Source organism: Rhizobium sp. M10 (assembly GCF_002531955.1).
Classification (GTDB): Bacteria; Pseudomonadota; Alphaproteobacteria; order Rhizobiales; family Rhizobiaceae; genus Rhizobium; species Rhizobium etli_C.
In genome coordinates this window covers 458,249-483,635 of the sequence record NZ_NWTA01000003.1, presented here as the reverse complement: position 1 = coordinate 483,635, position 25,387 = coordinate 458,249, and the positions used below count along the sequence as shown (strand labels likewise).

The following is a 25,387-nucleotide window of genomic DNA, read 5'->3' as shown; positions in this document are numbered from 1 at the left end:
GGATGGCCATCCGCCGGAGTGCGCACCGATCATCCAACAATCAGCGCAAATTGAACATGCAAGGGGGCCACACGGCACGCCGGCGCTTACATAAGTCCGACCGATATAGCGTCCGCCCCGGCCATCCAAACAGCGGACAACGCACTTTGAGCGCCCGCCCTCGGGTGGTCCTCGAACAGCCTCGCGGCTTCCTCGGCGGTCTCTGTCTCGACTAAAAGATAATCCACAAAAGGGTTCACTGATTTCGAGATGCCGTCTTGGGCTCGGACGGATTGCGAGATTACCATCTTGACGTAGCAACGACGAGAAACACAATCAATCATGGAGAAATTGATTGGAATCGCGCGATGACGAACACTGAAGCAGACCTTTTGCGAACATTCATTGTCGACGAGGACGCGGCCTTCGCCGATCGCCGCCAGGGCAGGTTCTGGCCGGCCAATCATCATCGCATCGGGCCGATCGCCACCAAGGTCTCCGGTCTTCTCGAGCCGGAAGAGCGGGTGAATTTCTATTTCCACTTCATGCGCGTCGCCGGCGGTCCGCCCGTCGTCGGCGACAAGGAGATGCCGCTGCTGCGCGAGGCCTATCGGCGCATGATGCCTTTTCTCGATCTTGAGGGCGTCATCCAGATGTCTCGCCGACACCAATTGTTGTTTGTGTTCGGATGCGATGACACGGGCGAACTTCCGAGCGGGGAAACGACGTCGGCCGCCGCTCTCAAGGCGCGGCTCAAGCTGATTGCCCAAGTCGGCAGCTATACGACGATGCCGGCCCAGCGCGACAAGAAGGCCAAGTTCGTTCCTTTCGCAATGGACGCCGTGCGCATTCTCGAGACCTTTCGTCACCTCGGCTATTGCCACGACCGCCGTTATGGCGAGGAGTTCTACGACGTCACCGATCTCCGCTTCTGGGGGATGGTGTTCATCTGCCTTCTGAACAAGGCGACCCGTACCGAGCTCGTGGCGGATATGATCGAGGGAAAATATCAGCTCATGCGGTCCGCCGAACAGATCGCGATGCTGCATCGCTATGTCGAGGCCGTGCTGGCGGATGCGGAACCGGACGAACAGCGTTTCCAGGCCCTGGCGGCGAAGCTCAAAGGTATCGAGCTCGCTCGCCGCAACGCGACCGAAACCGTCGCCCTGGCCGAAAAGCTTGGTCTTCCTTTCGACGCGGATGAAGATTGGGATATCCACATCGCCATCCCGCTGCGAGGCACGAAGGACCATCCCCTGATCGCCAAAAACGTCGTGCGGCTGCATATCCGCCCCGACCCCGACTGGCAGTGGGAGCTGACCTCCCGCATCGCGGACCGCGGCGAGTTTTCCGAAAGCGATAAGAAGAGCTACCGAAACGACCTCGGATTTCCAACTCTGGGCCGGGGTAACCTCCATGCCTTTCCGGATTGGCTGAGACAGGTGCGCGAGAAATGCGGTATTGATTTCGATATCGAGGCGTCCGATATCCGCGTCGGACGCAGGCGGGCGGCGGCCAAGATTGTCTCGAAATGGCTAGCGGATTGAGCCGGGTAGGGTGGGAAGGCCTTCGGGATCGGGGTAGGCGGCGGCCGTCGGCCTCGCCCCTCCTTCGGACCTCCGCTGGGGAGAAGGTGGCGGCAGGCGGATGAGGGCGCTGCGCGCACCTGAGAATAAGGCTCTCTTGGAGGTTGCGGGCATCCTCCCGCATCCGCGATTACAGCGCGGCATTCCCCAACGCCCCTCATGCTGAGGTGCGCAGCCCGAAAGGGCGGAGCCTCGAAGCACGCACCGCAACGCTGCTTCTTGCATCCGCCAAGCCGGCGGCGGATCAGAATGCCAGCACGGCCTTGCCGGAGATGCGCCGCCCAGCTTCCGTATCGGCGATGACCGACAGGGCGTCGGTGAAGGGCGCTTCCAGTCCGATTGCCGGCCGCAGCGTGCCATTGCCGGCGAGTTCGGCGATCTCAGGCAGACGCTTGATGCCCATCGTGGCGAAGGCGAGCTTGTAGCGTTGTGACAGCATTCCGCGCAGCATCCTTGCCGGGGTCGGGTTGATGTCGATGAAGACGCCCCCGGGATTGAGCATCGCAAAGCTGGGGCCGACGTCGAGCGTGCCGAGCGTGTCGAAGACGGCGTCGTAGGTTCCCTGCAGCGTATAGGTCTGGCTGTCGGAATAGCCGAAAATCGGGTGAACGCCCGCGGCTCTGACGTTGTCCCTCGATGCCGGTCCGCATGCGCCGGCAACATGCGCACCGCGGGAGATCGCCAGCTGGACGGCGAAGGCGCCGACCGCGCCATTGCAGCCGTTGATGAAAATACGGGCGCCGGGACGGGCCTGCGCCCTGTCGATGATCGCCACCCATGCCGTCATTGCGGCAATAGGAAGCGAGGCCGCTTCGGCAAAGGAAAGCTGCGGCGGCTTTTTCGCCAGATGACTGGCCTTGACCATCACCGCTTCGGCGAAGGCGCCGGATCTCTTGAAATCAACCGTGCCGAAGACTTCGTCGCCAACTCGGAAATTGGCCACCCCGCCGCCGACCGCCTCGACGATGCCGGCAAAATCCGTGCCCATGCCTTTGGGAAATCGTCTGCCGCTAAACAGCTTCATCGCGCCCTGCCGGAGCTTCCAGTCGAACGGGTTGATCGCAGCTGCTCTCACCGAGACCCGCACCTCGCCATCGCCGGCCGGCGGCAAATCGTGGTCGCCGAAATACATTATTTCCGGGCCGCCATGGCGGTCATATTGCACCCTTTTCATATCGTCCTCTCATCCATTGACTGCGGAGTACGATATTGCACTGAGTGCGATTTTACAATGGATGCGATTCCTGTTATCGCTACCGGGATGGAACAGGATCGACCGAAACAGCAAGGCTGGCGTGAGAAGAAGCGGCGCGAAACGCTTCAGCGCATTACGGATTCTGCGCTCAGGCTGTTTGCCTCCAACGGCTACGAGGCAACGACGCTGGATGCGATCGCCGAGGCTGCCGGCATTTCGCGGCGGACGTTCTTCTATTATTTCGACTCGAAAGAGGAGATCCTGGCTGCCTGGCAAAAAGGCCTGCCGGAGGCCTTTCATGCCGCCGTTCTGGCGCAGTCGAAAGATCAGTCACCGCTGGATATGGTCTGCAACGCCCATCTGACACTTCTGGCGAATTTCGACGCTGAACAAGCCATGGCCATCGACCGGATTCTTCGCTCGAACGAGCAGCTTCGTGCGAGTAACCAGGCTAAATACCTGCTGATGGAGCAGGTGACCTTCGAGGTGCTGTGTGAAATCTGGCCACACCAGCCGCGCCGCGAGACGCTACGCGTGGTGGCGATGGTCTCCGCCGGCGCGCTGCGGCTGGCGATCGACCGCTGGGCCGAGGGGCAGGGAAGCAAGGCCCTTGCCGACTATGTGAAGGAGTCGTTTGCTGCTTTGAGATCTCTCTCGGCTGAGACGTAGCGGGCAAATGCGGCCCGCTCCGTATGAGTATGGGATGGGTGCGCTACCGGTGAGTTGGCAAAAAAATAGAGCATTTCCGAACTCAAACAAAATCGGAAATGCTCTTATAGTTCGTGCGAAGCTATTCCGGTGGCTTCGCACCGCTCGCAACTCACTCGTGGCTATTCATCTGACGTCGTCGACGCGGCGTTCTCGAGCGAGGTGCGGATCTGATCAATCTTGCCGTCGGCTTCGCCAACGCCGAGAATGGTCTTGGCTTCGTCCAGAACCGCCGGGCTGACCTCGCCGGTTTTGGTGGCGGAAGCCAAGGCATCCTCCAGCGCCGCATCGCCCAGCACGGGGTCGTCGGCTGCGGGCTCGATTCCGTTGTCGAGCTCATACTGGGCGTAGGCCACGGCGTAGGCCGAAATGGCAGCCATGCGCGGGTCCGATGTGTTCATCAGCGCCCGGTAATTCCGTTTCAAGGAATTCAGGCCCTTAAGCTGCGCCGACAGGTTCTTCTCTTTCGTGCTTTTTGCTGCGGTGTCTGTCTTGCCGGACTTGTTCTTGCCGGCTGCCTCCGACGATTTGCCTCTCACGGATTGCGATTTGGAGTTGCCATGATCTGAACCGCTGTTCTGGCCGCCACCATTCCCGTTGCCGCCGCCATGACCGCCGCCGTTGCCGCCCCCGCCACCATTGCCGCCGCCGTTTCCGCCGTCCTTTGCAAGCGCGGCCATGTCCAGCCCGACAATCGTTGCCGGGCTCGCTGCAAGCGCCAGCGAAAGCACGGCCAGGGACGCTAAGGTTGCTATCCGCATCGTTTTCCTCCGAATGAGACCATCAGAATGCCGTGCTCTGCACGACGTGAACTGACTCGAAAGATAGATTGCTATCGCGCGTTGCACATCGGACTGAGGTCCGGTTCAGGGTAGCGGCTATGGTCTTAGATGAAGCACAGCGGCGCGCCGCGCCGGCGGTCATGGGCTCGCGAAACCGCGAAACCGCTTCAGGGAGGACTATCGCGAGGTTTCCAGGCGGCGATCGGTGCGCAGAAGGTTCAGCCAGGCCCGTGCCACTTTCTCCGCGCCTGAGCCCCCGATATGGCAATCGTCGTAGCGGTCGTCTCCATCGAGCAACGCGTCGGTATTTACGCCCTCTCGGATACCGTGGCCGCTTTTTGACAGGGCCAGTTGCGCCCGTACGATCGCATTGTCCGGAATATGCTCCTTGAAGCCGCCGTTGCTCGGTTCGAGGCATTTCGATGCGATCGAAATGTAAACGGGTGCTTCGACGCCGTGCTGGCGCAATGTGTCGACCATCGACAGGAAACGTGCCTGATAGTCCCCCGCAGTGGTGCCCAAAACGAGGTCTGCCTCTCCTTGCACCCAGAGGACGCTCGTTATCCGATAGCCGGAATCCTGAAGCTGTTTCATTGTATCGACCAGCACCGGATTGAGGTCACCGCCTGCCGCCCATCGTGCGACCTCGGATCCGGAATATGCGAGAGGTGCGAGGATGACGTTGTCATTCTGTCCCGATGCGATCAGGTGGTTCCCAAGGAGCGTCCAGTACTCTCCCTTGGTATCGGTCGCTCCAAGCAGTGGCGACGCCGCGATGAAGCAGCGTTTGTCAAAGGCGTTTACAACGCGATCGCCATAATTTGACCGGTGCCGTTGCCCACCGTCATTGGCCGCGTTCGATTGGCCAAGAAGCAGTAAGACAGCAGTTCGCTCGGTTTGCGTCGGGCAGGTCACAGGCGTTTTTGATTCATCGCCGATGAGTCGTTCCTTGCCGTCGAAAGTATAGCGGCTTGGAGCCGCCGCCTTCTCTCCGCCAACCATTGTCCTCAGCGCGGAAAGTTGCGGCCAAGGAAAGATCTCATGTCTCGCGCTCATGCCGCCCAGAAAGTACGTGGCGACCAAGGCGGCCAGGCCGACTGCTATTGTATTGCGCATGTCGTTATCTTCTAAACATCATCCGATGACGTGGAGCCTGTCGGACCGATCAGGGCTGCTACGGCCATGAAGGTTCCTTTACATCAGCCACATCTGCTTGTTCGGGCATGCTCTTTAAAAAAAGAGTTCGTCGCGAAGATCGAGCCCTATCGACGACATCTCGCGTAGAGTCGTCGGAAACCTGCTCTAAACTATAGTCCGGACCAGCGATTCCAATCATCCGGTTGGGTGAGAGATCGTGCCCGCTATGCAGCACGCAGTTCCATGGAGATACCCGGTTGGCCGTTCATGGGACGGCGGCCGCAGATCAGGGCGGCGGGTTAGCGGAGCACCGGTTACCATGCGGCACGCCTTGTGAGGCAGCCGAGTTTGGCGAGACGCCAACCTCTACCTCCGTCGTCCTCGGGCTTGACCCGAGGACCCATGCCGCTGGCGCTGGTGGCGCCGTGTGGATGCTGGGCTCAAGGCCGAGCATGACGGAGGTGGGACATCGTCACCTCACACTCCGGCATTCCCAGGGTCACGACACGAGGGCAAGATGAGGGTGGTGGTGCCGGCCTGGGAAAGCGTCCCATGGGCTGGCCCCGACGACGCTTCCGCAACCCCGCGTGCCCTATAGAACGCTGGAGTTTAGCGAGACGCCAACCCCAATCTCCGTCGTCCTCGGGCTTGACCCGAGGACCCATGCCGCGGGCGCTGGTGGGTGCCGCGTGGATGCTCGGCTCAAGGCCGAGCATGACGGAGGGTGGGCGGGTCATCGTCACCTCGCACTTTGCCATTCCGAGGGTCACGACGCGAGGCGAGATGAGGGTGGTGGTGGCGCATGATGAAGCATCTGCGACCCCGCGTGCCTTATAGAACGCTGGAGTTTGGCGAGACGCCAACCCCAATCTCCGTCGTCCTCGGGCTTGACCCGAGGACCCATGCCGCTGGCGCTGGTGGGTGCCGTGTGGATGCTCGGCTCAAGGCCTGAAATGACGGAGGTGGGGTGGTCGTCGCCAGCTCACGCTCCGGGCCGAAATCGGCTTCACCCCAACTCACGCCAGGCGCAAATCGAGCAGCGGGTGCAGCTTCTTCAGGTTCGGCAGCGATTTCGCTTGCCAGGGATGTTGGTTGGTGCCCTTCACAATGAGGAGGAGGTCGCCCATTTTTCTGGCTTCGATCGTCAATTTCGCCAGGAGATTGATCCCCGAGGAATTGAGGAATTCGAGGCCGGTCAGGTCGAAGGTCACCTGTTTGTGGCCCTCGTGAAGGAGGGTTGTTATCAATGAATAAATCGGCGCATAGGCGTCGGGTCCCGCCAGGCGGAACACGCCGTCGAAAAAGACTTCATTCTTTTCCGCCCAAACGCGGAAGTTTTCGTCGCTGATTTCCATTCTTTGCTCACAAATTGGAGGAGGGTGGCATCGCCACGGCTGCTGTCGTCGTCAGTATGATCTGCTCTTCGTTATTCTCTTCGAATGTCCATGCCATTCTTGCATCGTAATCGCTCAGAAGGGTGAGCAAACCCAGGCCGGAACCGCCTGCTGACGATATGGCGTTGGTTTCGATTTGCTCAAGAAGCAGAAGGCCGGGCTCCTTGGATTGCAGGCGTTGCAGCAGTTGCTGAAAGCGAGATGATGTCGCGCGGTCGATGGCGTTCCGGACTCTGATCAAAAAGCTTCCCTTGACCATGCCGGCTTCGATCAGGATCTCGCCCGGCTGTCGAAATTTCACGGCATTTTCGATCAGCTCGTTGCTGAGATAGCCGATGTCATGATGCGCCTGCAGGTAATCCTTCTTCGAACGGGCATAGGGCAGGGCCATGATCTCGGCGATGAAGTCCGACGTCATTCCCGAATGCCGCCATCCAAGCTGAAGCGGCCCATCGCTCAAGGTAAGGCGAGCGCCTGAATCCAGACTGATGTCTACCAGAGATTCGAGACCGTAAATTTTGGCCGTCATGTCTCACCTATGCCGCACTGCGAGAAGCGTGATGTCGTCGTAGATTTTCTGTGATCCGATGAAGAGCATTAATGTCGCGACAATTTCCGAAACGACTTTCTCAGCGCTCTGATCCTTCAAGCGGAGCGCCTCCCTGCACAGGCGTTCCATGCCGAACAGTTCTCCCGCGTCGTTTTCGGCTTCCGTCACCCCGTCGGTATGCAGGAGTATCAGGTCGCCTTTCTCGAAGGCGATTTCACGGGTCTTGATGAAGTCGGAAATATCGGCTTCCAACCCGATCGGTATGCCGAGATCCATGGTGTCGATGCGTTGAATTTCGCCGTTTGCCCGCACGATGACGACTTCCTCGTGCTGTCCTGACAGGATCATGTCTTTGCCGTCATAGTCGAGAAAGGCGAGCGTCAGATGCTTGTCGATCCTGGTCCGCACAATGTTTTTGAACAGGGCGCTGTTCAGATTCGCCAGAAATTCGACGGCGTCGGTATTTCCCGCTTCCTGAAGGGCGCGAGCGACGGATTGGACCATCAGCATCAGCACGCCGCTTTCGAGCCCATGGCCGGTGACGTCGCCGATGCCGATCTTCAACCGCTTGCCGTGCTTCAAGACGTCGTAATAATCACCGCCGACTTCTTCCGCAGGTCGCATATAGGCTGCGATCTCGATGTCCTGAAAGTCTTCCAGCTCCTGTTGCAGCGGAAGAACCATCATCTGGATTCGCTCGGCGACGGCGAGCTCCGTTCCGAGTCGGCGGTTTTCTCGCTGGAGCTGTGCGTTCAGTGCCGAGATCTCTTCCTTCGCATCTTCGATCTGGGCCGTTCGTTCCTCGACGAGCTGCTCGAGATTTTCGGTGTGATAGCTGATCTGTTCGGCCATGCGATTGAAGGCTTCACCGGCCGCACCGACTTCATCCTTGCTCGTTATCGCCACTCTGACGGAATAATCCTGCGCCTGGATCCGCTTGGCGGCACCGGCAAGGGCGCTGATTCCGCTGGTGATGCGTTTCGAAGCCGCAAACACGGCGATCGCCACGATCAGCAGCGACATCAGGATTGCGATGATCTGGTAGATCACGATCCGGTTGGTGGCCTCGGATATCTTGGCCTGGGCGGCATAGAGGGAGGCGTCGATTTCCCGTTCCGGCACAACCACCCCAAGCAGCATCGCCTCTTGCCGAACCGGGCCGCTGGACCAGAGATTGGTTGCCGGCAGCTTCTTGACGATGACGATATAGGGAACTTCGTTGCCGTCTTTCTGCAACAGCAGGTGCTGGATGCCCTGTTCGCGGTCGAGCGCCAGTTTCGCGATCGCAGGCTGTGAGCTTCCTTTCAGCGAACGCTCCAGCCCGGTCACGCCGGTTCCGCTCGCGCCGCTTGCCGAAACCAGACCGAGCGTCTTTTCACCTGTGCTGTTGATTGCAACCACGTTGCCGTCGGACATTGCCAGGAATCCGAAGCCGGACTGGGCGACTTTCACATTTTCGACCGTCTGGGCGAGCTGGTCGAGCGTGATGTCGGCGCCGGCCGTCCCGGCGACATCCTGCCTGTCGGCGGTCCAGAGCGGATGAAAGAAACTGACGATCAGCTTGCCGGTGATGGCATCGGTATAGGGCGCTGTCTGGGTGATGTCGTCGGCGACCGGCCGCGTTTTCGCGTCCCTGGCCCAGCTTTGCCAGGACTCATAAAGGCCGGGGAAAAAAAAGTCCCAGAAATCGGCCTCGTTGTGCCCGGGGTAGAGGCGATCGAAGGTCTGGGCCTGGTCGGTGTAGGGCGCCGTCCTGAAGATCGGTCGTTCCTTCGGTCCGATGTAATACATCTGCAGCTTTGAAGCGCCGTGCTGCAGCAGGTTCGGGGCAACCAGATCGAGAACCGCGCTTGTCTCTATATCGCGCGCAACGTCGGGCGTCGGCTGGTGGTCCTGTCCGAGCAGGTAACCCCAGACACTGACGACCGAAGCGGAGCCGGGCGCGTTCTGAGACCATTTCCCCTTCTCGTCGTAGGACAGGCTGACGCTGCCGGGCGACGTGCGGGCCATCGCCGCGCCGACGTCGGAATTGCGGGCGGGATTGTCGATCTGTGCCTGCAGCACGCCTGCCAGCGTGTCGACGTCGTTGTGGACCTGCCGCAGCAGCAAATTCACCTGGGCTGCGGTCGAATCGGCATAGGTGCGGATATATTCCTGGCTTGCGGCTTCAAGACCCTGGCCGACTTCGAGCGTTGCATCGCGCGACAGCCTCTGAACGTTCCAAAGTGCCAAGCCACCGCTGACCAGCAGGTCAAAAAGAACGGCGCCGCCGACGACCAGGATGAACTTTGCTCGAAACGAGCGCAGTCCCACCGGTCTCTTCGATACGTGCCCGTCCATCATAGCGGCTTTCGACCAGAGGCTGCCCAGATCGGCCAGCCCGCATAACCCTTGGGGTGAAGAGCGGCAAAGACGTGATCCTTAAATCCCTGCCGGAACCGGCGAATGAAATCCGCCGAGTCGCCGCGGCGCACCGCCATCTCGCCGGCATAGACATTTTCCCAGGCTTCGATGATGTTTGCGAAGTCCTGCGGATCGCCGTCAAGATTCGTCACCATGAAGCAGTCGACCTTGATGTCCTCGAAGCCGGCGTTGACCAGGAGATGGCGGCTTTTCGGTCCCATCTCGACATCCATGTCGAAGTGGCTGAACAGCTTGGCGACTTCCTCGTAAGTCCATTTTATCGAGTCGGCATGCGGCTCGCCGAGGCAATGCGAATTCTTTTCGTTGGTGATGTAGACCCGGCCGCCGGGCTTGCAGATGCGATAAAGTTCTCGCAGCAGCATTTCGGGGCGGTCGAAAATCTGCAGCGAGTGCCGGCAGGTGACAAAGTCGAACTGATCGTCTCGAAGCAGCATCTGGGAGGCGTCGCCATAGGTGTATTCGATGCCTTGCAGATCGAAGTCGGCAGCGACCTTGCGGGCATAGTCGAGACTGCGCACGGAATGATCGAGCGCGACAAGGCGCGCCGGCTTGAATTCCCGCTGAACCAAACCCGCGAAATCACCGATGCCGCAGCAGATATCCGCCATGGCGACACCGCTGCGCAGACCGTGGCGTGGCAAGAGTTCGCGTTCGTGCCGCCAGGTCATTTTCGTCTGCGTGCGCAGGATGGGAATGAAAGACTCGTCCTCGACAAAGCTCTGGCCGGGATAAAACGCCGAATCATAAATCTCGACCGAAAGGTTCGGCAGCGATGCCGCCAGCATCTCGAACAGCGAGGCAGACCATGCCATCACGCTCGAGGTAATGATCTTGATCTTCCGTTCCGGCCTCGTTCGGCAGCCGGCGGCGAGGATATCGCACAGAGCGGTGAAGGCCGTCATGTTGATGTGCGTCAGACGTTTGACGTTGAGGTAAACGATGCCGCTGTATTTTTCCAAACTCTGCCGCACCAGCTCGAGCGCATCGGCAATCTCGGCAGCACTTTCGGGCCGCATCTTGCCGGCCAGTACGAGCTCCTGATTTGTCGGATCAAACCGCGCGGTGAAGGGCATGGAAAGCACGCTCATTGAAAATCCTCGGCCGAGGGGAAATCGGCAATGATGCCGATCCTGTCCGCGCCGTCTTTCTCGATGTGGATGGCGGCGCCGAATATTGTCGCCAAATTGTTGAGCAAAGCCTCATCGGACTTCGTGACCGGGTGATCGGACCCGCCGTTGCGGCCAGGCTGGATTTTGCCTGATCCTGCCTTCACGTGTTTGCGGCGAAACTCCTCATCGCAAGGAAACGCAATTCGCAGCCGATTGTACGTCGCGCTGCGGGCGAGGCTGAAACTGATCGTGCCCCGTCCGTTCGTCGCACGAAAAGCGAGTTCGATCAGCTCGTTTGCCGCGACTGAAAGAAAGTTGGCGTACCGAGCGGGATCGCTGTGACCCTGGCCGAGAATGTCGGAGAGATATTCGGTAATCTCGTCGCAAAACTGCCATTGAGATTTGAACACCGCAACGTTCATTTCCAGCGATACCATTGGCACAAATGCGTGGTCGTCGAAGCGGTATGCTTCCTCTTCCAATACACCCTCCGTTCGTCGGTCTGGAGCGTCAGATTTGCATGCGATCTAAAAGCACGGCGAAAAATCGGTAAAGCACTATTGTCGAGCGTGGATCTTGGATGCGTCCGCCCGGGTAATGAAGTCGTCAATTGCCTCCACGGCAAGCGGCCTGCTCACCAGATAGCCCTGCAGCCTGTCGCAGCCGACGCTGTGCAACCAGTCCGCCTGACCCGGCGTCTCGACCCCCTCGGCCGTCACCTGCATGTCGAGGTCATGTGCGAGGTTCACGATGCAGCGGACGATTGCCTGGCTTTTCAGATCGGTTTCGAGATCGGTGATAAAGTATTTGTCGATTTTGATCGTATCGAAAGGAAATGTTTTCAGATAGCTAAGGGACGAATATTCCGTCCCGAAATCATCCAGCGAAATTCGAATGCCCAGCACGTTGAGAGTATTCAGCGTGTCGATGTTGTTGACGGTGCGCTCGAGCAGCACGCTTTCGGTTATTTCGAGCTCCAGACGTTCGGGCGGAAGTCCGACCAGGTCCAGCGTCTGGGAAATCCGGTCGGTGAGGCCGCTTGTCAGGAATTCAGCCGCTGACAGATTGACGGCGACGAGGTAGTTTTCCGGCCACTTCATCGCCTCATTGCATGCCTGCTCCAAAACCCACGCGCCGATCTCCGGCATCATTCCATCCGCCTCGGCCATCGGAATGAACGATGCCGGCGGAATCTTTCCGAGCAGGGGATGATGCCATCTCAGCAATGCTTCGAAGCCGACGATGCAGCCGCCCTCGGCGATAGGCTGGTATTCGACATAGAATTGCTGTTGGACCAGGGCCATGCGCAGGCTGCGGCGCAGCAGTTCCCGCTGCTCCAGCAATTCGAGCATTGCCGGGTCAAAGGCTTTTGCCCGACCGCGCCCCTCTTTCTTGGCGGTGTAGAGTGCGAGGTCGGACGCCTTCATAAGCTCCTCCGGAGTTGTCCCGTCCGTTGGAGCCGTGGATATGCCGATGCTGGTGCCGACAAAGACTGCGATGCCGTTTATCGTAAAGGGCTTTTTGAACGCAGCAACCAGATCCTCCGCCAAACGGTGCGCTTTGGCCGGTTGTCCCGAGCCCACCGATATCACCGTGAATTCATCGCCGGCCAGCCGATAGGCTCTGTCATCGCTGGAAAGGCAGGCGAGAATACGCCTTGCCGCCGATTGAAGAAGCTTGTCGCCGGCGGCATGCCCGAGCGTGTCGTTGACGGGTTTGAAATCGTCGAGGTCGAGCTGCATCAGCGACAGAGTCTCGTTCGAGCCTGCGGTTTCCTGCAACAGGGTGGTCAGGTCTTCGCTGAACTGGCGCCGGTTCGGCAGTCCGGTCAGCGGATCATGGGTTGCGAGATGCAAAAGCGTTGCGCGTTCATCGTCAACCGGTCCCTCGGATCGGACCACGGCAAACAGGTCGCCGATCCGGTAGATCGTCAGGCCGTGTGAGTCGGGGGCGCCGAGATCGCCCGGTATTCGCAACGGCTGGCCGCTATCATCCAGTGAACGGAACGCGAGTGTAACCGCTGTTTTGTCCAGCTCCGGAAAATGCTCCCAGAAGGAGGCGGCCGGTTTGACGGACGGGGGCAGCGCATTGCCGTGCAGATCCTCGATGGGATTGAAATCGCGGTCAAAGAACAAAAGCCGGTCGATCAAGCTCGAAGCTTCTGCCTCCGGCTTTCCGAGGGCTAAACGGGCAGCAGGAAATTTCCGCATGTAGGAGGCTCTCCCTATCGAATATCCTACCAGATATTATAGCAACTCTACTCCCGCACAACTTGTGCTCGTTAAGATTTACATTAGGCATTTCTGATTAACAATCCCCAAACCTCCACCCGGCGCGTTCGCCGCTGTGGACGCCCCGCACCGATGAGACGGTGCCGATCACCGGCATTGGGAAGCTGCCGCGAGCGGCGGGAGAGAGAAGGAATCAGAGCCTTTCCTGGGCATCCCACAGCCCACGCACCATCTGGCGCAGCGCCAGTGCCTCGGCCCATCTGTCGGTCGAATCGTTGCCGTCTCGGCCGGTGATCGCATAAGGTTTGGGACCCAGCTCGCAGGTGAAAACCAGCTCGGCGTCATCGGCGGCGTGGGATCGCCAATGGCGAAAACCATAGTCCCACCATTGCAGGAAGAGATCGACCCAGGGCCGGTGGTGCGGAAAGGTAATTTCGATCTGCACCTGTTCGCGGGACGCGACGCGGCCGTGAAATGCGCGGGCATTCCGCAGGATGCGCCGGATATGGGCGTGGTTTTCCTCATTGACCGGCAAGGCGAATTCGCGGCCGACCAGGAAATGCGACAGATCGGCCAACAGCGGCAGTTCGGGGCGCCGGTCGAGCAGATCCAACGTGAAGAACAGGTCCGTCGTCATCCGGTCGCGATGAGTTTCGATGAAGACCGGAATGCCGGCATCTTCGGCGAGCCGCATCCAGCCGTCGAGGAGCGGCAGACAAGCCTCGACGCGGCGCAGGCGGATATCGGGCTGCAGGTTGATGTGGCTGACAGGAAAGGCCGTGGCAAGCTCCAGCGGCAGCCGCAGATCCTCGACTGAACGGGGAAAGCAGACCGCCTCGATCTTCAGCCCGCTGCCTCGGAGCGTCTCGTTCAGCAAAACGACATCCCGGCGGTTGGTGTAATGCGCGCTGATGCCGTCGAAGCCCGCCTGGCGGATCATCGCGATGTTCTCGTCGAGTGTGCGCTCGAATCCGTCCGTATGCCGGCGCTCCATGGCCCAGAGCGACTGGAAGATCAGCAGCTTCTGGGTCATGCGGCCCGCGCGCTTTTCAGAAGCATCTTGAGGTTGACGCCCGGATCGGCCAGCGCCGCGGGCGAGGGACTGATACCTGCGGCAATCAGCAGCTCGGCAAGCTTGATATCCTTGGCCAGGCCGTTGCCGATGCCAAGGCCGGCGGCCGCCACGAGGCGCCCATCGTCGAGATAGAATTCGAGCTCGCCTGCCGGCATCAAACGCCGGACAGGCTGATGAGCGGGCTGCGGCTGTCCCGCCACCTGCAGGCCCAGATCGTACTGGTCGGACCAGAACCAGGGAATGGCGGCAAAAGCCTCGGCGGTGCCGGCCATGTTGCGCGCCGCGGTCTCGGCCTGCGTTCTGGCATTGCGCCAGCTTTCATAACGGATATATCCTCCGCCCGGTTGGGCGACCGCCGCGCAATCGCCTGCCGCATAGATGTTCGGCGCGCTGGTGCGAAGATAGCCATCCGTCAGAATGCCATTGCCGGTGGCCAGTCCGGCCGCTTCCGCCAGGGCGATGTCGGGCAGGACCCCGATGGCGCTGACGACGAGATCGGCGGGCACCAGGCTGCCGTCGGTCAGGGTGACACCATCGTCGCCGATTGCCGCCACACCCCGATCGAGATGGAAACGCACCCCTTCGACGACATGTCTGATGTGCAGCTTCTCGGCAAAGCGGGCAGGGACGGCGCGGCCCAAAGGTTTCGGCGCGGCTTCGATCGCGCCGACCGCAACGTTCCTACCGCGAAGGACCGCTGCGAGCTCCATGCCGATCAGGCCGGCGCCGATGATTGCGACGCTCCGGTCGGGGGCGATAGTGGAGAAGATGGCCTCGGCGTCGGCATGGGTGCGGAAGTCGAGTGCGCGCTCGGCGCCGGGGCAGGCAAGCCGTCTCGGCCGGGCGCCGGTGGTCAGAAGCAGCTTTTCGTAATGCAATATCCGACCGTCGCTTACCGTCACGGTCGCGGCCTCGGCATCCAGCCTGGTGGCCGACAAACCCTTGAGATAGGTGATGCCGGCCGCTGCCAGCACATCCGCCGCGCAGATCAGCTTCATCTGCACCGCACCGTCGACGGTTTTCGACAGCGGCGGCCGTTCATAGGGCAGATGCGGTTCGGTTCCGACCAGCGTGACGGATCCGCGATAGCCCGCTTCGCGCAGTGCAAAGGCCGCCCGGGTTCCGGACTCGCCCGCGCCGATGATGACGATACCGTCCATGCTGTTCTCCTGAAAAAAAAGCGGCCGGCGCTCGTGAGGAGGAGACGCCGGCCGGGGAGGATCAGTTCTTCTTGGCGTATTCGGCCATGTTCGTCGGCGTGACCAGCTCGAATGGCACCCAGACTTCCTTGTCGACGCTGTTGCCGTGGGCAAGCGCGACGGCGGCGTCGACGGCACTTGCCGCCTGTTGTTTGGCGTTTTGGAAGACAGTCACGTCAAGATCGCCCGCCGCCATTGCCGCCAACGCATCCTGCGTCGCATCGATGCCGACGACGGTGACGTCGTCCATCGACACGCCGGATGCCTTGAGCGCCTGAATGGCGCCAAGCGCCATCTCATCATTATTGGCGAAGATCACGTCGATCGGACGACCGGCCGTCAGCCAGTTCGTGGTCAGATCCATGGCGTTGGTGCGCGTCCAGGCGGCGGTCTGCTCGTCGGCGATGGTCACGCCCTTGCAATCGCCTGCCGCCAGCGTCGCCTTGACCGATGAGGTGCGGTCGCGCGAGGCCTGATGCGCGAGATCGCCCATCAGGATATAAGCCTGGGCGTCGTTCGCCTTGCCCTTCTTCTTCAGCAGTTCACAGGCGGCTTCGGCGCCGAGCCTTCCGGAGTCGGTTTCCTTCGAACCGACATAGGCCTGCTTTTCCGGCAGCTTGTCGATATTTTCCGGTTCGAGATTGAGGTAGACGAGCGGAATGCCGGCTTTTCGGGCGGCCTCGCTGATGCCGGTGGCGGCAGAAGTGTCGGCGAGCGTCATGATGATCGCATCGACCCCCGATGCGATGAAATTGTCGACCTGGCTGCGTTGTTTCGAAACGTCGGTCTGCGCATCCTCGATCTGCAGGCTGACGCCGGTGAGCTTGGATGCCCGTGCCTGCAGCCCCTCGCGCAGCAGCGTCTGGAAATTATTGTCGAAACTCTGCATCGAAACGCCGATCGTCTCGGCCGAGGCAGCAGTCGTCGTCAGGGCTGCCAGGACGGCCGCCACACAGATTGATTTCATCTTATCCTCCCAAGGGGCGCCGGGCCGCCCGATCCATTCCGGAGGCCGTTCAGGCCTGCCTATGTCGCGGGCTCAGGTCAGAGCCACGCGAACCTCTCCATCGATCACCTCTGCCGGGTAGGTCTTCAGGTTCTCGCAGGCCGGCAGCCGCAGGGCTTCGCCGGTGCGGTAGTCGAAGGCGCCGGAATGTTTTGGACATTCCACCTCGAAATCCATCACCAGTCCGTCGGCGAGATGGATCGCCTCGTGGGTGCAGAGACCGGCGGTGCAGTAGACGCTGTCGTCGGGGCCGCGGTAGATCGCGTAGGTGCGCCCGCCATGATCGAAGCGGATGGCGCCTTCCTGTTCGATGTCGTCGAGTTTGCCGGCTGTGATCCAGGTCATTCGGCGGCTCCTTCGACTTCCAGGCGCGCCTTGCGGGCGGCGAGTTTTTCCTTGCGCCGGCGGTAGCGCTCCTGCATCTGCGCCTCGCCTTCCGGCGAGCCGTCGTGCCAGGTGCCGAACCACTTATCGAGCGGGATCAGCGCGTCGCCGTAATTCACCTCGAAATATTTGTGGTGGAGGTAATGCGCATAGGCGTGGCTATCGACCAGCCCGTCCTTGCCGATCTCGACCTTGTCGAAGCCGACATGGCCGGGAATTGCCCCGAAGCCGGCATAATGCAGCTGGTAGAGCATGATGATCGGGTTGGAGGGCAGGAGCAGATGGTAGAAGGCCGTGCCGAAATAGAGCAGGTGCTCGATCGGATGCATCGACAGCGACGACCAGGGTGAGGGGTTGACCGAATTGTGGTGGACCGAGTGCACCCATTTGTAGAGGAAGGGCGTGTGGATGAGCCGGTGGATGCAGAAGAAGTGGAACTCGTGAATAACCGGAACCACGAGCGCGACGAGCGCCAGCGTCCAGGGATTTTCCGCAAAACCGAGCCACGGCGCATAGCCGTTGGCATAGGCCCAGAGCATGCCGACCTCGACGGCGGTCCAGATCACCACGCCCGACAGGAAGGTGCGCAGCATGTTGTCGAGGTTCTGGCTCTGGAACCAGAAGGCGCTGTTTTTCTGCTCGGCCGGGAACTTGCCATTGTACTTGAACCGGTTTTCCTGACGCTTCAGCACATAGAGATGCAGTTCGAAGGCGCCGTAGAACAGCAGGACCGCGACGGCGTTGACGGCGTAAAGCCAGGCGATCCAGCCGAGGCTGAGCGTCCGCATCGTTTCAACAGGGGGGATGATCCAGGCCCAGTAGGCGAGCGCGGAGGCGGCAAAAATCAGGTTCCACGGCAGGAAATAATGCGGCAGCCATTTCAGGACCGCCGTCAGCTGCGGCGGGAAGGCGAAAAGCGGCGCGGTCTCGACCGGCCGGTCCGGCGCCCAGTCGCCGCGCTTGTTGCGCTTGCCGAATTTCAGATCATCCATTCGCATCTCCTCCGGGCGCCTTGATCCGCCGGGTCGTGGCCCGCGCCGAACTTCTCCCCGATGCGAAACTAGCAGCGGGCGTTCGGAACGGCGAAGCCTTCCTTGATCAAATTAGATCAAAGCCCTTCCTTGGTGATGGTGATGAAACGGATCGGTGCCTGGTCCGGTTTGATATCGGTCAGGCCGATGCGGTGCAGAACGAGATCGAGCGCCCGCCGCGCCTGCGCTTCCGGCGCCTGATCCAGCACCACGTCCATGACGCCGTCCAGCAAAGCCTGACGCGTATAGTCGGTCAGTTCGTGCCCGACGAAAAACACCTCGCGACCGCCAGGATGCCGGCGCAGCACCTCGATCAGGGCGGAATTGGCGCCGCCGGCATTGTAGAGGCCGGCAAGGTCGGGATACATCTCCAGAGCCGACCACAGCCGGTCGGCGCTGGCGCGCTCCTCGTCGCCGCCGAACCCCAGCCACTCGAAGCTGGAGGCGCCGGGATGATCGCGAAAATAATCCGAAAAGCCGCGGATCCGATCGCGATGCACCTGATAGATCGGATGGCAGATCGCCACGACCGGTCCCCTCCGAGGCGCCATTCGGCTGATATAGAGCGCGGCCGTCCGGCCGGCGGCCGCATTGTCGATGCCGATGAATTCGCCGACCCGCTCGGAAGCGCGGGTGACGACGTGGACGACGGGCAGGCCTTGCGAATTTACCTTCTCCACCGCAGCGCCGATCAAGGGGCTGCTCGGCACGGCGAGGATCAGGCCGGCGCGGGGAAGGTCGGTAGACAGGATACGCCGCGCGATCGCCTCGGCATTCATCTCGTCGGTGAAACTGCGGTGCACGACGACCAATGGATCAAGGGTCGCCGCAATTCTTTCGAAGGCGAGGGAAAGGCGGCGATAGAAGCTCGTTTCCGGACGCACCATCAGCACTTCTATCCGGAGAAGGCCGCGATGGGCGTCGGGAAGCTTGCGCGGGTAATCCAGGCTGCGCGCGGCGGATATGACCTTCTCGACCAGCTCCGGGCGCACACCGCCGCGCCCGTTCAGGACCCGCTCGACCGTGGCGGTTCCGACGCCGGCGTGGCGGGCGATATCCCGATAATTCGGCTTGCTCATTTCCAACGCCCCCGGACGCTTGCGCGACGTCGGCGATCGTATGCGCAAGCTGTCGTTCTTCATACACCTCAGCCTCAAAACCCACAGCGGTATTCGGGCGGATCCAGGCGAGGCCAGGAGGCTTGTGTCGCGGGGGCGGCCGATTTATGATTTCGGCATTCAGCATGAGATTGCAGGCAGTATTTCACCGTTAAACCGGACGCGAAGGCTTTGTCCGCCGGCCGGGCCGAAGGAGCTGGCAATGAAAATTCTCATGGTTCTCACATCGCATGATCAGCTGGGAAATACCGGCAAGAAAACGGGCTTCTGGCTCGAGGAGCTTGCTGCTCCTTATTTCGTCTTTCGTGATGCCGGGGCCGAGGTCGCGCTCGCTTCGCCAAAAGGAGGCCAGCCGCCGCTCGATCCGAAGAGCAACGAGCCGGCGTTTCAGACGGGAGACACGCGGCGCTTCGAACAGGATCCGGCCGCAACAGCCGCGCTCGCCAATACGCTGCGGCTGTCTGACATCGACCAGGCCGATTATGACACCGTGTTCTTCCCCGGCGGCCATGGCCCACTCTGGGATCTGACAAACGACCGCAACGCCCATGCGCTGATCGAGGAGACGCTCGCGGCAGGCAAGCCGCTGGCGCTCGTCTGCCACGCGCCGGGAATCCTGACCAAGGTCAAGGCACCGGATGGCGGGCCGATCGCCAAGGGGCGGACGGTGACCGGCTTCACCAATTCCGAGGAGGCTGCCGTGCAACTCGTCGAGGTCGTGCCCTATCTGCTCGAAGACGTGCTGAAGGAGCAGGGGGCCAAGTTCTCTGCGACTAAGGACTGGGCCGTGCACGTCGTCCAGGACGATCAGTTGATCACTGGACAGAACCCCGCCTCGTCGAAACAGGCCGCGCGCCTGTTGCTCAACGCGCTGGGCAACCAGGCCGCAGCCTGACGCGCAGCGAAAAACGTGTCTGCGGCGCGGCGCAATTCAGCCTCGCGTGATTTTTCTCGAAGAAAAGATCGGTTCCCTGTCGGGTCGGCGACGGTTTATCCGTCCTTAGCTCGTTCATTCCGTCCACAAAAGGATCACCACCATGCCAAGCACCATACGCCTGCACCGCGTTTTCGCGACCAGCCCGGAAAAGGTCTATCGCGCCTTCATCGAGGCAGACGCCCTTGCCAAATGGCTTCCGCCGAACGGTTTTCTCTGCACCGTGCATCATCTGGAACCGGCCGTCGGCGGCACCTTCAGAATGTCCTTCCGCAACTTCACGACCGGCAACAGCCACGCCTTCGGCGGCGAGTTCCTCGAGCTCGTCCCGGGTGAACGCGTCCGCTACACCGACAAGTTCGAAGACCCGAACCTGCCGGGCGAAATGGACGTCACCGTCACGCTGAAAAAGGTTTCGGTCGGCACCGAAGTGGACATCACCCAGGCCGGCGTGCCCGACGTCATTCCGCCCGAGGCCTGCTATCTCGGCTGGCAGGAATCGCTGCGCAATCTCGCCAAGGTCGTCGAGCCGGATATCAACGAATAATGCGCGTTGCGCCAGGTTTGCGAAAGATGGCACACGCAGCGGATTGCTGCGCCTCCTCGTAACCTGGCGCTCTGCCTCTCTTCCCGCCATTCCTGCGGCACCCCTTGGGAGAGGCCGAGGGACAGGAATACCCAGCCGGGGCGAATACGGCTACAATTCGATACATTTCAGCCGGAGACTGACATTCGTCAGATACAATCCGAAACGATCCTGCCTGAGAACATCGGTCCGGCAGGAGTTTTCAATGAAGCTTGCTCTCCTTGGCGTATTTGCCATTTCCAGTCTCGCCCTCAGCGTCGCCGTATCCTATTCCGCGGCCCCCGGCGCCCCGCCGGAAAACGCCTCGCCGATCTACGGCGTCACCATTCCTGATGGCTACAGGGGCTGGAAATTCATTGCGCCCGCACAGGAAGCGCCGCCACTCGACGAACTGCGTGCGGTCCTCGGCAACGATATTGCCGTCGAGGCATACAAGGAGGGCACCCTGCCGTTTCCCGACGGGTCGATCCTGGTGAAGCTTGCCTACAAACGCAAACAATCGACGGAATTTGCGCCGGCGACGGTGCCGGGGGCGCCGACCACGGTACAGGTGATGGTGAAAGATTCCAAGAAATATCCCGGCAGCCATGGCTGGGGCTTCGGAAGGTTCGTCAACGGCAAGCCGGTTGACTCCGCGCAGCATGAGACCTGTCTCTCCTGCCATGTCGGCAATGTGAAAGACCATGATTTTGTCTTCACACGCTACGCGCCTTGAGCTTGTCTAAAGCTCGATGCCCCGGCTCGCCACCGCCTGGCGCGCCGCCGTCGCGCTCCAGTCCTCGTCCGGATCGCGGCCCTCGATCTCGGTTTCGGCAACTGCCGTTGCTCGGATCAGCGGCACGGAGCCGAAGGGCATACCGTCGATCCGGCCAGGATCACGGCTGAGGATGATGCGGGTCAGGGGAAGGTAATCCTCCGTCAGCCGGCAGAACAGGATGGCACCGTGTTTTTCGACATCGCGGGCGACGCGGTAGCCGTCGGCCACGAGATCGCCGAGGTTTATCAAAAGGTTTCCCCAGTCGCCGGTCGTGGTCGCATCCAGGGTGGCGGCGCCGAATTCCATGAAGAGTTCGCATTCGACGCCGTTCTCGGGTTCGGAGATGCCGGCCCAGGGTGTGGAGAGACCGTCGGTGGCAAGGATCATCCTTCCCGGCGCATCGATCGCCAGGATCCGGCGGTGTGGACCGAACCACTTGGTCTGGGCGTAGACATTGGCCGCGGCGCGCTCGGCGGCAAAAGTTTCGTGCACGGTGCCGCGGCTCTGCCAGAAGGCCCGGCGGGCGCTTGCGGCGCGCTCGTAGATCGGGTCGTCGGGGCCGCGCGGCACGATCGCCTGATCGAAACTGGTTTCGATCGTCACCTGCGCCCGCATGAAGGGAAGGGCCGGCTTTTTCCAGCGGATCACCACCGTGTTGAAGCGCTCGGTCGCTGCCTCATCCAGTTTTTCGACGACATCGCCGATGACGCGTAGCGGATCGCGTGAATCGTCCGACACGGGCTGTCCCGCCGCATCGCGGTAGCCGCCCGTGCTTGAGGAATGGCCGGCCTGCATGGTGGTGGCGGTCCATTCGCCGCTGACGGCGGCCGCCGGCGCCTTGGAGAGAACCGGGACAAGCTCCCGGATCGCATCGCCAATCGAATAGGATCCCACGTCGCCCCTCCGCTGTCGGATGATGTCCCGCTGCGGCCGGCCGGCCGCGAGCATAAGCTAGGGCAGGGATGTTGCCGATCAATGACGAGTAGGCCTATCGAGCCGGGCAAGTAGGGCAGTTTGCCAACGGAGGGGAAATGCCTGCCCTCGCTCCAGTGATCGGCTTGAAGAGCCCGGTAGGAGTGCGCCCAGGTCCTTGGGCGCAAAGGATTTATTGAGCGGATGGCCTTATTAACCGGCCAGACGTAGCATCAGCTATCACTTCAATTGCTCCCATCGTTCGGCCGAGCCTTGGCGCTGTCGTTGCTGCTGTCCGAGGTGGTTTTGCCGTCGGGTTGCTGGCCGAAATAGGTGCCGCCGAGGTGGCCGCCGGCGCTGGTGTTTTTAACCTGCTGTTCGGCGCGTTTCTGAAGATCACGAACGTTGGTCTTGCTCATTTTCGGCTCCATGTTTCAGGGTTGCGACCTTTCACCAACCGATGGGCGGCGACACTGTTCCATATTTTTTGCGCCGACCGCTCCCGCGGCGATCTCATAGGGCTGGAACTGTTCCGGCTTTTTGCGGTTCTTCCTACTCAACCAAGGAGAAACGACGATGGGCATGACGACACCCAAGGACGGCGCTCCCGGCACCACCGACCAGTCCCCCCGCTGGGAAGGACCGAAGGGCAACAGGCCGCGCGGCTACCTGAAGGCCAAGGACGATCCGGACAAGAACCGCGACGCCAACGACGAAAACAACCGCGACCCTGAAATGAAGGATTTCAGCGACGCGATGAAGCAGAAAGGCGAATGAGATGGGCAATCCCGAGAAAGACGCGGCCGGCCAATTCGCCAAATCCCGGGCCGACCGAAAGGCCAGCGGCGTTGCGAGCGCCAAGCCGACCGTCATCACCGGCTCGGAGGACGCCACGGTCAACCGGAACCCGCCGGGCAAGAAGAAGCCGGAGAAGGATTGGGACATCAACTACGATCCCGCCGAGACGAACGAAGGGCGGATGCGGTAGGCGTGTTTGTCCGCACCGATCGGCGGCACGCCGGGCTCCTGCGGTTCTTCTGACACTCGGAGCCAGCGCGCCCGCTCCGTCCTTCGAGGCCCCTCGGAGCACCTCAGGATGAGGCTCTCTTGGTCGTCTGCACCAGCCGGACAGCCTTGCGGCGTATCTCGTGGCCGCCCTCATCGAGAGCGGTGCAACGTCCATAATCGAGCGCGGCATCCTCCAACATCCCTCTTCCTGAAAGGCAGGGCCCGAAGGACACGCTCCGATCACGACCGGCTCATTCGCCAAAATAAGCCGGGTGATCGATATCGGCGAGGAGACCGGGCTCGGCGGGCTCCCAACCGAGCCGTGCCCGCGTGTGAGCACTCGACGTCGGCACGTCGAAGCCGACGAACATTCCGAACCAGCCGAAATGCTCTGCGGCCTCTTCCCGCGACAGCGACACTGCCGGCACGTTCAGCCGCCGCCCAACGAGGTCGGCGATCTCGCGGAAGGGGACGCCTTCTTCTGCGACCGCCAGGAAGGGGCCGCCCGCGGCGCCGCGCTCCAGCGCCAGGCGATAGACGCGGGCGGCATCGTGCCGGTGCACCGCCGGCCAGCGGTTTTGCCCTTCGCCGATATAGGCGGAGACGCCCGTGCGCCGGGCGACATCGATCAGGATGGGTACGAAGCCGTGGTAGCCATGGCCATGCACGGAGGGCGGCAGCCGGACGGTGGAGGCGCGAAGCCCACGCGCGGCAAGCGATACCGCGGTGATTTCGGAGGCGCGGGGATAGGTCTCGGTGTTCGGCATCGGTGGATCCTTCTCGGTGCCGATGCGGCCCGGCGCATGGCCGAGGCCTGCCGTGACCAGCAGGGGACGATCCGATCCCTGCAGGGCTTCGCCGAGCGCTTCGATGGCGCGGCGGTCGAGCGCGCAGTTTTCGGCGAATTTCGAGAAATCGTGGTTGAAGCCGGTGTGGATGACGCCATCGGCCTCGGCCGCGCCGCGCTTCAGACTTTCCAGATCCTCAAGCGTGCCGCGGTGGACGGCCGCACCGGCGGCCGCCAATTCTTCAGCGCCCTTTTCCGATCGGGTAAGGCCAAGCACCTGGTGGCCGGCGGCGATCAATTCGCTGACGACGGCCGAGCCGACCCAACCTGTGGCTCCGGTGACGAATACGCGCATGTCGATATCTCCGCTTTGGATGGAGACACATATCGATCAATGCTGTATCCTGGTAAAGTAGTGATCTTATCATGGTATAATGGCTAACAGGATGGATGAATTCATCACCTCCGAAAACCGGCTGGGCGCCTATCTCAAGGATCGCCGCGCCAAGCTCGACCCGGCCGCCTTCGGCTTTGCCGGCGAGCGCCGCCGCACGCCGGGCCTGCGTCGCGAAGAGGTGGCGAGCCGCGCCAATATCAGCCCGACCTGGTATACCTGGCTGGAGCAGGGCCGCGGCGGCGCGCCGTCCGCCGACGTGCTCGACCGGATCTCGCGGGCGCTGATGCTGACCGATATCGAGCGCGAGCATCTCTTCCTCATCGGCCTAGGCCGCCCGCCCGAGGTGCGCTATCGCAGGCAGGACGGCGTGACGCGGCGCCTGCAGGGCGTGCTCGATGCACTGGATCCGAGCCCGGCGCTGATCCGCAACGCCATCTGGGACGTCATCGCCTGGAACCGGGCGGCGACTGTGCTTCTGACCGATTACGGCGCATTGCCGCCCGAAGAGCGCAACGTGCTGCGCTTCATCTTCCTCGATCCGCGCGTGCGCGCCGCCCAATATGACTGGGAAAGTGTGGCCCGCTTCGTCGTCGCCGCCTTCCGGGTGGATGCCGCCCGCGCCGGTGCCGCCGAACAAGTGAAGCCGCTGGTCGACGAACTCTGCCGCAGGAGCCCGGAATTCCTGGCCATGTGGCGCGACAACGACGTGCGCACCCATGGCGAGGGCGCCAAACACATCAAGCACCCACTGCTCGGGCTGCTCTCCTTCGAATATTCGGCCTTTCAGGTGGATGGCCGGCCGGATCTCAGCATGGTCGTGTACAATCCGGCGACGGCGGAGGATGCAGCGAAGATCGAGGGATTGGTGGGCGTCGGGCGAGGGCGGTCGTCTACCTCATCGACATCAGGTTCGTCATAGTTCCTGCCCTGATTTCGAGCGTGGGCCGATCTGGTGTTTGATAACCTATATCATCCAGCTGGTCCCGCGTAAGTTCCCTGACTGCCCTTTGCGTTGCGGCGGCTTGCCATCGCGCCTTCGCTGCTTTTATTATCGACACGGCGCCTTTCAGCGCCGCTCCGAGCAAGCCTATTCCGACT

The 25,387-nt window shown here is 61.5% G+C and carries 26 protein-coding genes; 8 read left to right on the top strand and 18 right to left on the bottom strand.

Going from position 1 to position 25,387, the window contains the following annotated elements; all coding sequences use genetic code 11:
* Nucleotides 1–347: 347 nt before the first annotated feature.
* On the top strand, nt 348–1,526 hold the full coding sequence (locus CO671_RS07685) for a hypothetical protein (RefSeq protein ID WP_097605423.1): 1,179 nt from the start codon (nt 348–350) through the stop codon (nt 1,524–1,526).
* 283 nt (nt 1,527–1,809) lie between these two features.
* Here CO671_RS07685 and CO671_RS07680 read toward each other — a convergent pair whose 3' ends face one another.
* On the bottom strand, nt 1,810–2,739 hold the full coding sequence (locus tag CO671_RS07680; RefSeq protein ID WP_097605422.1) for an NAD(P)-dependent alcohol dehydrogenase: 930 nt from the start codon (nt 2,737–2,739) through the stop codon (nt 1,810–1,812).
* A gap of 57 nt (nt 2,740–2,796) precedes the next feature.
* Between CO671_RS07680 and CO671_RS07675 the strand changes: the two genes are divergently transcribed.
* Nucleotides 2,797–3,429 (top strand): TetR/AcrR family transcriptional regulator, encoded by a 633-nt coding sequence (locus tag CO671_RS07675; RefSeq protein ID WP_245424952.1) that lies wholly within the window; start codon nt 2,797–2,799, stop codon nt 3,427–3,429.
* A 161-nt stretch (nt 3,430–3,590) separates the two neighbouring features.
* On the opposite strand, the gene CO671_RS07670 is transcribed toward CO671_RS07675, so the two are convergent.
* From CO671_RS07670 to CO671_RS07605, 14 genes are all read right to left on the bottom strand, one after another.
* Complete coding sequence (locus CO671_RS07670; RefSeq protein WP_097605421.1) at nt 3,591–4,229, bottom strand: hypothetical protein; 639 nt, start codon at nt 4,227–4,229, stop codon at nt 3,591–3,593.
* 198 nt (nt 4,230–4,427) lie between these two features.
* The gene (locus CO671_RS07665; protein WP_097605420.1) at nt 4,428–5,366 is read right to left on the bottom strand and encodes a sialate O-acetylesterase; all 939 of its coding nucleotides are present in this window, start codon (nt 5,364–5,366) and stop codon (nt 4,428–4,430) included.
* 1,037 nt (nt 5,367–6,403) lie between these two features.
* Nucleotides 6,404–6,742, bottom strand: a complete 339-nt coding sequence (locus CO671_RS07660; protein ID WP_010030401.1) for a hypothetical protein — start codon at nt 6,740–6,742, stop codon at nt 6,404–6,406.
* Nucleotides 6,743–6,749: 7 nt separating this feature from the next.
* Complete coding sequence (locus CO671_RS07655; RefSeq protein ID WP_010030402.1) at nt 6,750–7,310, bottom strand: hypothetical protein; 561 nt, start codon at nt 7,308–7,310, stop codon at nt 6,750–6,752.
* 3 nt (nt 7,311–7,313) lie between these two features.
* Complete coding sequence (locus CO671_RS07650; RefSeq protein ID WP_097605419.1) at nt 7,314–9,674, bottom strand: SpoIIE family protein phosphatase; 2,361 nt, start codon at nt 9,672–9,674, stop codon at nt 7,314–7,316.
* Nucleotides 9,671–10,843 (bottom strand): class I SAM-dependent methyltransferase, encoded by a 1,173-nt coding sequence (locus CO671_RS07645; protein ID WP_097605418.1) that lies wholly within the window; start codon nt 10,841–10,843, stop codon nt 9,671–9,673. Before CO671_RS07645 ends, CO671_RS07650 begins: the two co-directional genes overlap by 4 nt.
* Complete coding sequence (locus tag CO671_RS07640) at nt 10,840–11,346, bottom strand: hypothetical protein (RefSeq protein ID WP_097605417.1); 507 nt, start codon at nt 11,344–11,346, stop codon at nt 10,840–10,842. The genes CO671_RS07645 and CO671_RS07640 overlap by 4 nt, the downstream gene beginning before the upstream one ends.
* A gap of 75 nt (nt 11,347–11,421) precedes the next feature.
* Nucleotides 11,422–13,074: an EAL domain-containing protein gene (locus CO671_RS07635; protein ID WP_097605416.1), complete on the bottom strand. Its 1,653-nt coding sequence runs from the start codon at nt 13,072–13,074 to the stop codon at nt 11,422–11,424.
* A gap of 214 nt (nt 13,075–13,288) precedes the next feature.
* On the bottom strand, nt 13,289–14,128 hold the full coding sequence (locus CO671_RS07630) for a xylose isomerase (protein ID WP_097605415.1): 840 nt from the start codon (nt 14,126–14,128) through the stop codon (nt 13,289–13,291).
* Nucleotides 14,125–15,330, bottom strand: coding sequence for an FAD-dependent oxidoreductase (locus CO671_RS07625; protein ID WP_097605414.1), 1,206 nt, complete (start codon nt 15,328–15,330; stop codon nt 14,125–14,127). Before CO671_RS07625 ends, CO671_RS07630 begins: the two co-directional genes overlap by 4 nt.
* Nucleotides 15,331–15,391: 61 nt before the next feature.
* On the bottom strand, nt 15,392–16,336 hold the full coding sequence (locus tag CO671_RS07620; RefSeq protein WP_097605413.1) for a substrate-binding domain-containing protein: 945 nt from the start codon (nt 16,334–16,336) through the stop codon (nt 15,392–15,394).
* Nucleotides 16,337–16,408: 72 nt separating this feature from the next.
* Entirely contained in the window at nt 16,409–16,720 is a 312-nt protein-coding gene (locus tag CO671_RS07615) for a MocE family 2Fe-2S type ferredoxin (protein ID WP_097605412.1), read from the bottom strand.
* Nucleotides 16,717–17,751: a sterol desaturase family protein gene (locus CO671_RS07610; protein ID WP_097605411.1), complete on the bottom strand. Its 1,035-nt coding sequence runs from the start codon at nt 17,749–17,751 to the stop codon at nt 16,717–16,719. Before CO671_RS07610 ends, CO671_RS07615 begins: the two co-directional genes overlap by 4 nt.
* 116 nt (nt 17,752–17,867) lie before the next feature.
* Nucleotides 17,868–18,869, bottom strand: a complete 1,002-nt coding sequence (locus CO671_RS07605) for a LacI family DNA-binding transcriptional regulator (protein ID WP_097605448.1) — start codon at nt 18,867–18,869, stop codon at nt 17,868–17,870.
* 241 nt (nt 18,870–19,110) lie between these two features.
* Here CO671_RS07605 and CO671_RS07600 point away from each other — a divergent pair, with 241 nt between their 5' ends.
* The 3 genes from CO671_RS07600 (at nt 19,111) to CO671_RS07590 (ending at nt 21,143) form a co-directional block, all read left to right on the top strand.
* A complete protein-coding gene (locus CO671_RS07600) occupies nt 19,111–19,803 on the top strand; it encodes a type 1 glutamine amidotransferase domain-containing protein (RefSeq protein ID WP_097605410.1) in 693 nt (230 codons plus the stop codon).
* A 142-nt stretch (nt 19,804–19,945) separates the two neighbouring features.
* Entirely contained in the window at nt 19,946–20,389 is a 444-nt protein-coding gene (locus CO671_RS07595) for an SRPBCC family protein (protein WP_097584244.1), read from the top strand.
* Nucleotides 20,390–20,633: 244 nt separating this feature from the next.
* A complete protein-coding gene (locus CO671_RS07590; RefSeq protein ID WP_097605409.1) occupies nt 20,634–21,143 on the top strand; it encodes a cytochrome P460 family protein in 510 nt (169 codons plus the stop codon).
* 6 nt (nt 21,144–21,149) lie between these two features.
* On the opposite strand, the gene CO671_RS07585 is transcribed toward CO671_RS07590, so the two are convergent.
* Both CO671_RS07585 and CO671_RS33680 read right to left on the bottom strand, forming a co-directional pair.
* On the bottom strand, nt 21,150–22,079 hold the full coding sequence (locus tag CO671_RS07585) for a hypothetical protein (protein ID WP_097605447.1): 930 nt from the start codon (nt 22,077–22,079) through the stop codon (nt 21,150–21,152).
* Nucleotides 22,080–22,342: 263 nt separating this feature from the next.
* On the bottom strand, nt 22,343–22,516 hold the full coding sequence (locus CO671_RS33680) for a hypothetical protein (protein WP_097584329.1): 174 nt from the start codon (nt 22,514–22,516) through the stop codon (nt 22,343–22,345).
* A 157-nt stretch (nt 22,517–22,673) separates the two neighbouring features.
* Here CO671_RS33680 and CO671_RS07575 point away from each other — a divergent pair, with 157 nt between their 5' ends.
* A complete protein-coding gene (locus CO671_RS07575; protein WP_009992991.1) occupies nt 22,674–22,874 on the top strand; it encodes a hypothetical protein in 201 nt (66 codons plus the stop codon).
* A gap of 1 nt (nt 22,875) precedes the next feature.
* Entirely contained in the window at nt 22,876–23,085 is a 210-nt protein-coding gene (locus CO671_RS07570; RefSeq protein ID WP_010033227.1) for a hypothetical protein, read from the top strand.
* A gap of 271 nt (nt 23,086–23,356) precedes the next feature.
* Here CO671_RS07570 and CO671_RS07565 read toward each other — a convergent pair whose 3' ends face one another.
* Nucleotides 23,357–24,247 carry an SDR family oxidoreductase gene (locus CO671_RS07565; RefSeq protein ID WP_097605408.1) on the bottom strand — a complete coding sequence of 297 codons (891 nt, stop codon included), beginning with the start codon at nt 24,245–24,247 and terminating at the stop codon, nt 23,357–23,359.
* 91 nt (nt 24,248–24,338) lie between these two features.
* Here CO671_RS07565 and CO671_RS07560 point away from each other — a divergent pair, with 91 nt between their 5' ends.
* Nucleotides 24,339–25,208, top strand: a complete 870-nt coding sequence (locus CO671_RS07560) for a helix-turn-helix transcriptional regulator (protein ID WP_097605407.1) — start codon at nt 24,339–24,341, stop codon at nt 25,206–25,208.
* The last annotated feature ends 179 nt before the right edge of the window (nt 25,209–25,387 follow it).